This window comes from Corynebacterium sp. HMSC034H07 (assembly GCF_001815175.1).
Classification (GTDB): Bacteria; Actinomycetota; Actinomycetes; order Mycobacteriales; family Mycobacteriaceae; genus Corynebacterium; species Corynebacterium hiratae.
In genome coordinates this window covers 282,722-295,321 of sequence record NZ_KV819530.1, presented here as the reverse complement: position 1 = coordinate 295,321, position 12,600 = coordinate 282,722, and the positions used below count along the sequence as shown (strand labels likewise).

General features: G+C 58.8%; 13 protein-coding genes. 2 read left to right on the top strand and 11 right to left on the bottom strand.

Translation table 11 applies throughout. The annotated features are described in order from the left end of the window. Positions 1-3: 3 nt before the first annotated feature. Positions 4-363, bottom strand: a complete 360-nt coding sequence (locus tag HMPREF3009_RS08500) for a hypothetical protein (protein ID WP_070511927.1) — start codon at positions 361-363, stop codon at positions 4-6. 135 nt (positions 364-498) lie between these two features. Between HMPREF3009_RS08500 and HMPREF3009_RS08495 the strand changes: the two genes are divergently transcribed. Then, positions 499-882 carry an RNA polymerase-binding protein RbpA gene (locus HMPREF3009_RS08495; protein ID WP_010186588.1) on the top strand — a complete coding sequence of 128 codons (384 nt, stop codon included), beginning with the start codon at positions 499-501 and terminating at the stop codon, positions 880-882. A 102-nt stretch (positions 883-984) separates the two neighbouring features. On the opposite strand, the gene musI is transcribed toward HMPREF3009_RS08495, so the two are convergent. The 9 genes from musI to HMPREF3009_RS08450 form a co-directional block, all read right to left on the bottom strand. Next, on the bottom strand, positions 985-1,626 hold the full coding sequence (gene musI, locus HMPREF3009_RS08490; protein ID WP_070511924.1) for an ABC transport system MusEFGK2I component MusI: 642 nt from the start codon (positions 1,624-1,626) through the stop codon (positions 985-987). A gap of 24 nt (positions 1,627-1,650) precedes the next feature. Beyond that, complete coding sequence (locus HMPREF3009_RS08485; RefSeq protein WP_070511921.1) at positions 1,651-2,565, bottom strand: carbohydrate ABC transporter permease; 915 nt, start codon at positions 2,563-2,565, stop codon at positions 1,651-1,653. A gap of 3 nt (positions 2,566-2,568) precedes the next feature. Continuing rightward, positions 2,569-3,414: a carbohydrate ABC transporter permease gene (locus tag HMPREF3009_RS08480; protein ID WP_070511918.1), complete on the bottom strand. Its 846-nt coding sequence runs from the start codon at positions 3,412-3,414 to the stop codon at positions 2,569-2,571. A gap of 188 nt (positions 3,415-3,602) precedes the next feature. Beyond that, positions 3,603-4,934, bottom strand: coding sequence for an ABC transporter substrate-binding protein (locus tag HMPREF3009_RS08475; RefSeq protein ID WP_070511914.1), 1,332 nt, complete (start codon positions 4,932-4,934; stop codon positions 3,603-3,605). 365 nt (positions 4,935-5,299) lie between these two features. After that, positions 5,300-6,544 (bottom strand): DUF4032 domain-containing protein, encoded by a 1,245-nt coding sequence (locus HMPREF3009_RS08470; RefSeq protein WP_070681321.1) that lies wholly within the window; start codon positions 6,542-6,544, stop codon positions 5,300-5,302. 82 nt (positions 6,545-6,626) lie between these two features. Next, positions 6,627-7,757, bottom strand: coding sequence for an ABC transporter ATP-binding protein (locus HMPREF3009_RS08465; RefSeq protein ID WP_070511908.1), 1,131 nt, complete (start codon positions 7,755-7,757; stop codon positions 6,627-6,629). 205 nt (positions 7,758-7,962) lie between these two features. Further along, positions 7,963-8,838: a polyprenol monophosphomannose synthase gene (locus HMPREF3009_RS08460; RefSeq protein WP_070681318.1), complete on the bottom strand. Its 876-nt coding sequence runs from the start codon at positions 8,836-8,838 to the stop codon at positions 7,963-7,965. 15 nt (positions 8,839-8,853) lie between these two features. Next, the gene (gene lnt, locus HMPREF3009_RS08455) at positions 8,854-10,353 is read right to left on the bottom strand and encodes an apolipoprotein N-acyltransferase (RefSeq protein WP_070547440.1); all 1,500 of its coding nucleotides are present in this window, start codon (positions 10,351-10,353) and stop codon (positions 8,854-8,856) included. Then, positions 10,353-10,934: an FxsA family protein gene (locus tag HMPREF3009_RS08450; RefSeq protein ID WP_070681315.1), complete on the bottom strand. Its 582-nt coding sequence runs from the start codon at positions 10,932-10,934 to the stop codon at positions 10,353-10,355. The genes lnt and HMPREF3009_RS08450 overlap by 1 nt, the downstream gene beginning before the upstream one ends. A 70-nt stretch (positions 10,935-11,004) precedes the next feature. Here HMPREF3009_RS08450 and HMPREF3009_RS08445 point away from each other — a divergent pair, with 70 nt between their 5' ends. Next, on the top strand, positions 11,005-11,844 hold the full coding sequence (locus HMPREF3009_RS08445) for a cobalamin biosynthesis protein (protein WP_070681312.1): 840 nt from the start codon (positions 11,005-11,007) through the stop codon (positions 11,842-11,844). Here HMPREF3009_RS08445 and HMPREF3009_RS08440 read toward each other — a convergent pair. Beyond that, on the bottom strand, positions 11,841-12,596 hold the full coding sequence (locus HMPREF3009_RS08440) for an SDR family oxidoreductase (RefSeq protein WP_070681310.1): 756 nt from the start codon (positions 12,594-12,596) through the stop codon (positions 11,841-11,843). The genes HMPREF3009_RS08445 and HMPREF3009_RS08440 overlap by 4 nt on opposite strands. Positions 12,597-12,600 lie beyond the last annotated feature (4 nt).

Below are 12,600 nucleotides of genomic sequence, written 5' to 3'. Positions count from 1 at the left end.
GTGCTATCTCAATTCCTCAAGCTTGCGAGCCAATGTGACCAGTTCGGCACACAGTTCTTCCATTTCTTCAGCGCTGGCGCTTTCCGACGCCGCCGTGGCGACGTCCTCGGCACAGCATCGAAGCTCGAAGAGGCCGTCACGAAGTCGGTCGGCCTTCTCCGGAGTCAAGATGACAGCGTTGGCTGGAATAGGCGTCCCTGCGACGTTATGGCGCTGTTCGTACGCGCGTTGCTTGCACGAGGGCGAGCAAAACTTGCGAGGCCTTCCTCGGCCGCCCTGGGCGATCTCTTTGCCGCACCACTGGCAGATAGCCGAGCCGCGCCTTGTTGGCTTTCCGGGCTGCGGATCCTGTGTACCAATCACCTCACACACCTTAGCCCATTAAACCGAGGGTGGGAACAAAGGCAGTGGGCCGTTCGTTATAATGATTGTTCTCTGGGTGATATGGGTCGACCCTGATCACTTCCCTACCTCAACACGTGAAAAGGATGATGTTGCATGGCAGATCGCGTACTCCGTGGCAGCCGCATGGGCGCAGTGAGTTACGAAACCGACCGCGACCACGACTTGGCCCCACGCCAAATGGTGAAGTACCGCACCGAAGACGGCGACATCTATGAGGTGCCCTTCGCTGACGATGCGGAAATCCCTGAGGAGTGGATGTGCAAGAACGGTAAGCTCGGCACCCTTGTTGAGGGCGAGGGCGTCGAGTCCAAGCCGGTGAAGCCGCCGCGGACCCACTGGGACATGCTGCGCGAGCGCCGCTCCATTGAGGAGTTGGATGAACTTTTGACCGAGCGCATTGAGAATCTTCGTTCTCGTCGCCGCGCGGCCGCCCGTCTGCTCAAGGAACAGAAGGCGCAGGAAGAAGGCGAAGCTTAGAGGGCTTCTAGGAAGCCCACAAAGACCACAGGGTAGCGGATCCACGATGACGTGGATACCGCTACCCTATTTTCGGCTTTAGGCCAGCTGGCGCGCACCGCGTTAGGAAGAAGAGCTATCGGGTGATTGCGAATTGAGTTCGGGCCATTGCAGCACTAGCTCGGCGAGATAGACCGCGAGAGCTGGGCCCAGCACCGCGAGGAAGAACAGGTAGCCTCCCCACTGCGCTGGGAAAAAGACGGGATACAGAACAAGCACTATGCCAGGCAATACTGCCAATAGAGTACGCGGTAGGTGCCCTACCGCCTTCATTATGGCCTGTGTGCTTCTTTGACGGAATCCGAGCCCCGGTGCATCGAGATGGAAGAACCATACGCTGACACAGCCCAATACGATAAGCCCCGAGATCAAGGCTGCGCGCAGTATCAGGCCCATTGAACCCAGATCTGCCTTGGCAATAATCGCGAATTCATACGCGGCTAAGGCGGCGACGGCGAGGCAAATCAACCACCATGCGGTGTTGACCCCGGGACGCGTCAGAAGGCCCCGAACGAAGGCTGAGCCGCGGCGAGAACCTTCCTCCCGGACCATCTGCCCGGTCACCGCATGGGCGGTGCGCAAGGACATTCCCCCGGTGAACACGGGAAAGCACGTGATCACCAAGAGAACATTCACGATGACTAGGTCAGCGAAGAGGCTCAGAGCAGCATAGAACTTCGATTCGGGGCCGAGCATGCGATTCATGGTTTTCTAACCTATCGCACCGGTTTAACCCTTCACGGCACCGGCAGCCACACCTTCGATGATGTGCTTCTGCGTGGAGAAGTAGAAGATGACGATGGGGATGATGGCCAGTACCAGCATGGCCATCATGGCACCCATATCGCGGTTACCGTTGGAGCCAACGAAGGACTGGATGACCACCGGGATGGTCTTGTATCGCGTGGACAGACCGATGACCAAGTACGGCAGCAGGTAGTCGTTCCACACCCACATGGCGTTGAGAATGGCCACGGTAATGGCAGTCGGCTTGAGCATGGGCCACACCACACGGAAGTAGTTTTGGATCGGCCCACAACCGTCGATCATCGCGGCTTCCTCGACATCCAGAGGGATGGACTTGACGAAGCCTGCAAACATGAACACCGACAGACCGGAACCGAAACCGAGGTAAAGCACCACGATACCGATCGGGTTGTTGAGGTGAAGCATGTCTGCAATCTTGACCGTCGGGAACATGACCATCTGGAAGGGGATGATCATGGAGACCACGAAGAGGTAGTACAGAAGGTTTGTCCACCACGTCTTGACGCGCGTGATGTAGTAGGCGGTCATCGCGGAGAAGAACACGATGACGATGACGGACAGGATCGTGATGATGAAGGACCACAAGGTCGCTTCCAAGAATCCCTGCTTGGTCAAGCCCACCATGAAGTTCTCGAAGCCGACCCACGTTTCACCGATGGGAAGCGAGAAAGGATCGGAGGAGATAGCGAACTTGGACTTAAAGGAGTTGATGAAGATGAAGAGGATCGGCCCAAGGAAGACGATGGTGAAGAACACCAGAATGGCGTAGACCACGAACTTGGCGCCACCAGACATCCGAGTCTTATTATCCAAGGGAAGCTGGTGATCCTTCTTCTTCGAGGCCGGAACGGCCTGCGCTGAAGTGCTGGTAGTCATAACTTAAGCCTCGATTTCCTTGGAGCGGGTCGCGCGCAGCTGGAAGTAAGCGATGACGACCACAACGACGACGAAGATGACAGCCTTGGCCTGGCCGACCCCCTCGACATTCATACGGTTAAAGAGCGTGTTGACGATGTTGAGCGCCACCATCTCAGTTTGCCCGCCAGGAGCGCCGTTGGTCAGCGCCAAGTTCTGGTCGAAGAGCTTGAAGGAGTTCGACAAAGTCAAGAAGAGGCAGATGGTAATCGACGGCATGACCATCGGAATAGTGACGTGGCGCAGCATCTCCCACTTATTGACACCGTCGAGCTCGGCAGCCTCGATGAGCTCGGGCGGGACGTTCTGGAGGCCGGCGATATAAATGATCATCATGTAGCCGATCAGCTGCCAGTTAAGCAGCATGATGAGGCCGGCGTAGCCAAACTTCCAGTCCGCACTAATCGTTGTGGAATAGTGCGAGAGCACGGCGTTGATCATGGTCTGCCAGGTATAACCCAGCACGATGCCGCCGATGAGGTTCGGCATGAAGAAGACTGTGCGGAAAAAATTGGTACCGCGAAGTTTGCGGGTCAGCATCCACGCCAGGAGGAAGGCGAAGACATTGACGGTGATCACGGAGACGATGACCACGAGGACAGTGAAACCGAAGGCTGAAACGAAACCTTCGCGTTGGGAGAAAGCTTTGGCGTAGTTGTCGATGCCAACCCACTTGGCGTTGGTGATGGTGGTGAACTTCGTAAAGGAAAGGAAGAAACCCACGATGAACGGCACCAAGAAGGCAATCATGAATGCCAGAAGGGTGGGCAAGACAAAGACCGGGAAGTACTTCTTCAGCGTTGCTTGCATGGTGGTGAAACCTTAATTTCTGGTGGTGCCACACGTGTCCTAGCGGGAAGGCGGTGAGGAGAGGAGGCTGAGGATGCGGAGAACCAGTCGCGCACGTGCTACCGGCGTGGGCCACAATCCCCACCTACTCCCCTCCCCGCCCTCCATTGCCGGAAGACGTTTGGCGAGGGGATTGGGACTTTAAAGATTTAGCCCCAGTTGGATTCCTTCTCAGCAGCCCAGTTGTCCTTGAACTGCTTGACGACGTCCTCCCACTTCAGCGTTCCGGAGGCGTATTGCGACAAGGCCTGGCCGAAGTCATCCTTGAATTGCTGCGACGGGAAGTACTGGAAATTCCACGGGTAGGTGGTCAGATCCTCGTTAGCGATAGCTTCCGCGACCTGCTCAGCAAGGGGATCATTCGGGGTGTCTTCAGCGGTGTAGCTTTCGAACGGTGCGATGAAGCCCAGGTCCTTCACCACGTGCTCCTTGCCAGCATCAGAGGTAAACAGCCAATCCACGAAGTCCTTAGTGGCTTGCTGGTCGACCTCAGAGGCCTCAGAGTTCACGCCCAGGTAGTTCTCGGTGCCGACGTTGATGCCGTACTTTTCTTCGTCTGGCAGACCCATGTACATGGGCAAGAACTTGATCTTGTCTTCCTTGACCACGTTGCCAGAGGTCTCGGAAATCTGGGACCATGCCCAGTTACCGTTCTGAACCATGGCGGCCTTACCCTGCGCAAACTCAGCCATGGAATCAGACACCGTCTTAGAAGGTGCAAGAGACTTTTCTACGGTGGAGTTATCAAGGTAGAGGTCGAAGAGATTCTTGTACTCCTTGTTGTAGGAGAACTCGATATCGTTGGTGTCCTCGACGTTCTTGTCCTGGTACTCCTGCCAGATCGGAGCGTTAGCCAAGTGGGTCTGCCAACGCCAGTCTTCACCGGAGGTCAGTGAGGTGGAGGCGAAGGCGCCCTCGATACCGAGCTCGTCCTTCTTTGCCTGCATATCCTCGGCGACTTCCTTGAGCTTTTGGTAGCTCTTGATTTCATCCGTGGACTTGATCTTCGCGCCGGAGGTGGCGATGTACTTGTCGAAGATCTCGTCGTTGTAGATGATGCCGAAGCCTTCGACGGCGAACGGGACGCCGCGTACCTCTCCGTCCTCGGTGGTTAGCGGTGGGATGTCGTCGGTGAGCTGCTTAGCTACCTCAGTGTCCGACATATCCGCCATGTAGTCTTGCCAGGTGATGAAGCCAGCAGGTCCGTTGACCTGGAAGAGAGTCGGGGCTTCATCCTTACCGATTTCCGCCTTGAGGGTCTGCTCATAAGAGCCGGAGGCGGCGGTAACGACCTTGACCTTGACACCGGTTTCTTCAGTGTAGGCCTTTGCGATCTCCTGGTATGCCGCGTCCTGTTCAGGTTTGAAGTTCAGGAAGTAAACATCGCCTTCCTCGTCGGTGGAGCCTGAGCACGCGACGAGACTTGCGGCGGCGAGCATGGATGCCATGCTGATGGATGCGATGCGAGTAAGACGCTTCATGAGGTCCTCATCTTTCTTGATGAAAAGCGGGATGGTGGGCCAGGGATAGATACCCGGCTCGTATTCGGTTGTGTCTGGGAGACCTCCCGTAACGAAGGCTTCTTCCCAGCGCCACCAAGTGCTTCATAGCGGATCGCAGTCCGACTATGAACTGGTTAGCCTGCCCTCCATCTTAGTGAGGTATTCCACATATTCAAAAGAATTCGGACATAAAACACCCGATTGTGACCATATCCATATTCGGGCATGGAAACCCTCCCCATTTATGGGGCAATCGGGCTTAAAACTTACAAAAACATATAAAAAGCAGTTGAAAAAGTCTGGTTGGATTTGAGATTGCGGGCGTTGTTGGGACACGCGAGAGGTTATGACAAGTCTTCGTCTGCCGGGGGCGTGTTGAGGAGCCGGGCCTCAGCACGGCGGGCTGGTAGTACAGACGCCAGATAGGATGCCGTGGCCTCCGCGAGCGTGACGGCCTCTCCCCTTTCCTGGGCGAGGAACCAACGGTGATCGACTATCTCGTGGAAGATTTGTGCCGGCTCAAGCTTGTCTAGCATCTCTTCGGGCACGGCAGCGATAGTCGGCTCATACTCATGCGTCATCCACAAGTGCGCGGCCTGGGTAAGGCCGACGTGAGGCCCACATTCCACGGCCTGGTAGGCCTGGATGGAGCCTAGAAGGCGTTGGGCTTGATGCTCTTCGACGCTGAGTCCAGTTAAGCTCAACAGCTCTGCACGATAGTGACCCGGATCCACCACTACGGGCCGGATTCGTACTACCTGCCGAGAATCGTCCTTGGTTACCTTGAGCTCCCCTACATCAAAGCCCAGTTGGTTGAGGCGGTCGATTCTCTCGGAGACGCGCCAGTACTCACTGGCATCCACGGCCTCCTCAGCGGTGAGTTCTGTCCACAGCTCAAGATAGGAACTCTCGACAAGGCTGCCTAGTGCAATGACATCGATAGCCCCATCCAAGCATTCACCCGCCTGTAGGTCCATGAGCTCGCCGATGATGTTGACGCGGGCAATGTCGACGTCGTACAGCCTGCGTGATTCGGAGAGGTTGGGTTGGAACTCGCCCGTCTCGGCATCGACAAGATAGGCGGAATAGGTCTCAGCATCGCGCCGAAAGAGAGTGTTGGACAGTGACACATCGCCCCAGTAGAAGTTGAGCAGATGCATCCGCACCAACAGCACGGACAGGGCGCGGATGAGCTTCTCCGCTTCCACGACCGTGAGGTGCCGAGAGAAGATCTCGCGATAGGGCAGGGAGAACTCCAAGTGCTCGGTTACCAAAGCTGCGGTGAGTTCCCCGTAGTCTTCCTCTGCCGGATGGCGGCCGGTGATCACGGCTACGGGGCGCACACTAGGGGCGCCAAGGCGCTGCAGTTCACGCAGCATCTTGTACTCGTGGTGGGCGGTACGCGCACCAATTTCCTTGACCGCGACGATGCCACGGTTGATCCCCACGAACCGCACGATATGCCGGGAAATACCCCTGGGCAATGCGGCGATGAGAGCATCGGGCCACTGCTCTAAGGGTGTGTCCCAGGGCAGCGTCAGCAGTGCCGACGCGTACGTCGACGAGGTGATGCTCATGGACTCTTTCATGGTGAATCACTCCACCTTTTCTGCTGACTATGGCTGAAACTGTCCTATTCATTACGTGCCGCGGGGCAGCGGGCACGCGGGCTTAAGGAAGGCGCTTGCCGGTCGACGCCGAGAAGTTGTGCTGGCCACCCTCCACGATGCGCGCGTGGAAAATGCTGCCCGGAGCCGGCGCGGTGTTCGGCGCAGCGCGGACGACGATTTGGCCGGACTCGGGGACGTCCTCGCTTGAGGATCCAAGGTCGCCCTCGCCCACCAACTTGCCGTAGAGGAAGGAATCAGAACCAAGTTCCTCCACGAAGTCGAGCTTGATCGGGATGGAAAGATCTGTGGACTCGCCCTCCGGAATGATCTCCAGTGCCTCCGGGCGGAAACCGATGGTGATGCGGCCATTATCCTCGGGCGTCATCGCGGCAAGGGTTTCCGGGGAAAGCTTGATGCGAGCGTGGCCAGAGGTGGCGTCGCCATCCTTGACTGAGAAGGTGCCCAAGTTCATGGCTGGGGAGCCGATGAAGCCCGCGACGAAGACGTTGGCGGGGCGGTCATAAAGCTCGCGGGGCGCGCCAACCTGCTGCAGGTAGCCATCCTTCAGCACCGCGATACGGTCACCCATGGTCAAGGCCTCCGTCTGGTCGTGGGTGACGTAGACGGTGGTAACTCCAAGCTTGCGCTGCAGGGCTGCAATCTGGGTACGCGTCTGAACACGCAGCTTGGCATCGAGGTTAGAAAGCGGCTCATCCATGAGGAAGACCTGCGGGTTACGAACAATGGCGCGGCCCATGGCCACACGCTGGCGCTGACCACCGGACAGGGCCTTCGGCTTGCGCTCCAAGAATTCGGTCAGGCCCAAGGTAGCGGCTGCTTCGTCGACGCGCTTATTGATCTCGTCTTGGGACTTGCCGGCGATCTTCAGTGCGAAGCCCATGTTCTCGCGCACGGTCATGTGTGGGTAGAGAGCATAGTTTTGGAAAACCATGGCGATGTCACGGTCACGCGGTGCAACGTGGGTGACGTCCTTGTCTCCGATGTAAATGGCACCGTCAGTAACGTTTTCCAAACCGGCCAGCATGCGCAGTGTGGTGGATTTACCACAGCCGGAAGGACCGACGAGGACGAGGAACTCGCCATCAGCGATTTCCAGGTTGAATTTCTTGACGGTGGGTTCCTTTGCTCCCGGGTAGGTCAGGGATGCATCTTTGAACGTTACGGTTGCCATAGCAAAATCTCCTCCATCGACAGGTACGTGCCGAACGATCCGTAGTGTGAGAAACAGTGAAGTAAATCACTGTGCACCAGATACAGTGCTACTTATGACATTAGCACTAGCACTGGTAACTACGGCAAAAGCCCGGAAACCATAACGGGCTTCCGGGCTGGTTCTTATTCCTTACGCGCGTGTATGAGGCGCCATGAGCATCAAATTAACGCTTGAGGGTGCCTTTCACCAGGTTGGAGACTTCGGAAACAAAGTCGGCCACGGCATTCTTTGCCGTGTTGACCTTCGGGCCAAGCTCCAGGTCCTTGACCGTGCGGGAGCCGATCTTCGAAACCTCCGAGGTGAAATCGCTGATCTGCTCGGAGCGGTGAGCCACGCCCCACTTGGTTACTTCGAGCAGGGAATCCTTGACAAAAGAGCCGTCAAGCTTCGACTCACCTAGCTCTCGCTCGGTAAAGGTAATCGGTACCTCGCGGACATCGAAGCCATCCTTGATGGCGCGGAAGGCAACGTCAACCTGGAAAATGTAGCCGGCGTTAGAGAGCTCATCGAAGTCTAGGTGCTCGAGTAGCTCGCGACGGAAGGCACGGTAACCGGCGGTCATGTCGTTGATGCCGGTGCCCAAGGCGACCGAGATGTACTTGTTGCCCAGGCGGGAGAGCAGCTCGCGGTTGGCCGGCCAATTGACGGTCTCACCGCCCGGAACATAGCGAGAGCCGATGACCAAGTCAGCACCCTTGTCAATTTCCTCGAGCAGCAGGTGCAGCTGCTCCGGCGCGTGGGAGCCGTCTGCATCCATCTCGCACAGCACCTGGTAGTCCTTCTCTAGGCCCCACTTGAAACCGGCGATATACGCGCCGAGAAGTCCGCCCTTGCCCTCACGGTGGAGAACGTGCAGGTGGGAGTCCTCAGCGGCCAGCTTATCCGCCGCGTCACCGGTGCCGTCCGGGGAGTTATCGTCCACAATCAGGATGTGAACCTCCGGCGTTGCCTTGCGCACACGCCCGGTAATGAGCGGTAGGTTCTCAATCTCGTTGTAAGTAGGGATGATGACCAGGGTAGATTCGCGGGTCGAGCTCACTAGTTCCTTGCTCCTTTAGATTTCTTTTTCAGGCGCGCTGCGTCGTCCGGACAAGCGGGTGGAATAGATCGCATACAGCGCACAGACCGTTCCAATAATAGCCATGAGCCATTGCAGGAGCGAACCATAACGCACCGCAAATGTGCGCCCTTCTCGCAGCGGAAGCTCTTCTTCGAGATATGCCGGTTCAAAGATACCGCTGGCTTGGCTCACTGAGCCATCCGGGTAGACGATCGCCGAGACTCCGGACGTAGCCGCCACAACGACGGCCCGATCCGCTTCGATCGCGCGCAAGCGGCTCATGGCCAACTGCTGGTAGGTCATGTCGGAGTCACTAAAGGTGGCATTGTTCGTCGGTGTCGTGAGGATCTGCGCCCCGTTGTTGATGGCGGTTCGGAACGCCTGGTCAAAGCTGACCTCATAACACGTGGCAACGCCCACTGCGGTCCCAGCCATGGTGACCACGCCCGGACCGTCGCCGGGCTTCATGTCGCCCGCCAGGTCCACCAGATCGGTGATCTTCCTAAAGAAATCACGCATCGGCATCGTCTCACCAAAAGGCTGCAGGTACTTCTTGTGGTGGTACTCCCCTGCCGAGCCATCCGGATTAAACACCTGCATGGTGTTCCGTGCGCCAACCTCATCCTGGGTCAGCGTTCCGACGAGGATTGGGGCATCGATGTCGCGGGCGGCGCCGTCGATAAGCTCCCGAGCGTCCTCATTGGCAAAAGGATTGATATCGGAGGAGTTCTCCGGCCAAATGACGATATCCGGTCTGGACCCATCCTGCGCGGCCTGCTCGGTCACGCGGACGTGGTTATCCAGCACCGCGCGGCGTTGGGCGGCAAAGTCAAGGCCCAGCCGTGGCACGTTTCCTTGCACCGCGGCGACCGTCACCGTGCCTGTTGTGCGGCCCGGGCGGTCCACGCTCTGTGCCGCTAGCAAGCCAGCTAGCAGTGGCACCGCCAAAAACGCACATGCCAGGCGCGGTGAGCGGGCAAGCCCCACCAATCCTGCGCCTACGCAGACCACCGCGCAGGTAATGAGTGCCGGCCCGCCCCACGAGGCAAGGTTGGCGAGTGGGCCCTCTATTTGCCCCCAGGCGAGGCGCACCCACGCAAAACCGCCAAAGGGCACTGAGGAGCGCAGCATTTCTACCGCCACGTAGAAGAACGGGAAGAGGGCGAAACCGTAGTTTAAGCGCAGCAGAGCCGCTCCGCCGATACCAAGGAGGATGCTGTACAGAGACAGGAATAAAGCGAGCGCAATATAGGGCATGTTGCCCACTAACTCACCAATCCATGGCAGCGTGAACAAGTACAACACCGCGCTATGTACACAAGCGACGAGGGCCGCCCACCCCAGACCGAGGGGTTTTCTCCACGGTGAGAGCGCTGCCACGAGCATCGCCATGCCGATTATGCCGGCGGCCCACCAGCCGCGTGGCTCAACGGCAAGGTAGGTCACCGCGCCTGACGCAGCAGCGAGAGCGAGCCGGGCCACAAGTACCAGCACTACTTCTTTCCGTCCTCAAAGTCTTCGGGCTTGACGTGTTGGGTCCACGTGCGGATTTCATCTTCATCCAAGACCTCATGCGACTGGCCAGTTTGATCCATGCCCCCCATTCCATCACCGCTGGCGCCTGCGTCAAAGGTGCCGAAGGAACCATAGGAATCGCGGTGCTGCGCCATGGGTGAGGCTTCGTACACGCGCACGCCCATGTTTTCGATCTTCCGGAACATCGATGCCGCAAGTAGCGTGCGGATGATGGACCGCGTGGGCGCAAAGATAAGCAGCGCTCCGAAGACCGTGGAGACAAATCCGGGCAGTGACAGCAGGATTCCGCCCACCATGGTCAGGCCAACGTTGCCTGCCGTCTTGCCCGGGGTGGGATCCTCCATTACATAGACTCCGTCTTCGGTCTGGCGGATGCGGCTGACCATCATGCGGCGGACTTCCCAGCTGGCTATCGTCATACCGAAGAGCATGGTCAGCGCCAAGGCTAATAGTGCCCACAGCACACCAATCCACTCGGCAACTGCCCAAAACGCCAGGGTTTCGAGGAGGATGTACGCGATGAACAGAAGAAACGGCATGCAGCCCACCATACTTGCTGGGCCTGGCGCTTCGCAGTAGACCCTCCCAGAGCGATTAGACTGTCCCACCATGTCCCTCCCTGAGTCGAAGCATCCCGAATCCGATACCTTGCGCTTCCATCCCGCCGGCGGCGTTGTTACTCCCGAGCAGTGGCTCGCTCTGGGCCAGGCCGCCAGGGAACATGGCGATGGCAATGTGTACCTAGAGCAGCACAGCGTCATCAGCCTGCGAGGCGTCGACAATGCGCAGGTGCTTGGCGACGTCCCCCTGCCCACGACCGCCGCCCACGTGCTGGCCTCTCCCCTCTCGCTGCGCGCCCGTCAGGTAGCGCAGCGGATCGCGGAAGCCTTAGCCGACGTCGATCAGGATGCCCCTGCGATAGCCCGTGCCGCGCTTTTTGGTGTGGATAGCGGTGCTGGTGATCTCCTCTCGCACGGGGTGTCGGCTGGCCTTCAGCTCTCTGGTGATGAGGCGGAACACGATGAAGATACCGTCGCCGCACGCCTGATCCGCGACGGCGAGCCCACCGGGCCGCTGCTGGGGCTTGCGGATGCCATTTCCCAACTCGTGGACTTTGCGGAAAAGGTCTCTGCAGAGCACCTGCAGGACCTAGAACGTGTCTCGGATGCGGCAGGTTCAGCCCCCACTTCGCCTGCGCTGCCCATCGGCTGGCTGACTGAGCACACGAAGCCCGGCCGCGTCGATCTGGGCGCGGGCCTGCAGGATGGCGTGCTGCCCGGAGAATACGCTGGGCTTATCGCCCAGCTGGGCGTTTCCATCTCGGTAACCCCCTGGCGCGGATTGGTCATCCACGATCTAGCCGAGGGAGATGCTGACGTTGTGTTGCGCGTCCTTGCACCGCGCGGATTCATCTTCGATGCGAATTCTCCTGCCCTCGGGCACCGCTAGCGCGGCATGTGCCGCCAGATGGGACGCGGTACCAGCTTCATCACCCACGCTAAGAGCTGAAGAGGCCGTGGAATCCATAGCGTGCGGGAAGCCGGCCGCGAACCTGCCGAGGACTCAATGGCCTTGACCACCGCTTGAGCCACCACGTCAGGGGTAACGGACAAGGGCGCAGGTGTCATGCCTTGAGTCATCGACCCAATGACGAAGCCGGGGCGCGCGGTGATCAGCGCTAGGCCGCTGCCCTGCAATCGATCCGCTAAGCCTTGGCAGAAGGCATCCAGGCCCGCCTTGGTCGAGCCATAGACATAGTTGGCCCGGCGGGCCCGCCACCCAGCGATGGAGGAAAAGGCCACGATGTGCCCTCTCGTCATGACGTCGGCAAGCACGGTGAGCATGGATACCTGCGCTGCATAGTCCACCAGCGCTATGTCGAAGGCGTGGGCTTCGTCGTGCTCCGCGCGCTCCTGATCGCCCAGAATTCCGAAGGCGACGACGGCCGTGGTGATCTCTGCCCCTGCAAGTGCTGCAGCTTGTTCGATGACCGCGCGGTGGGAGGAAACTTCCGCGGCGTCGAAGGACAGCGTGTGAACGGAGGTGGCCCCGCTGCTCAGGAGTTCGGAGCGCAGCCCGTCCATACCGTGTTCGCCCCGCGCGGCGAGAACTACCGGGCGACCCTCACACAGCCGACGTGCAAGCTCCCCACCGATGTCGCTGCGCCCGCCAAGAATCAGTAGCGCGCCAGTTTCTCCCATTAGC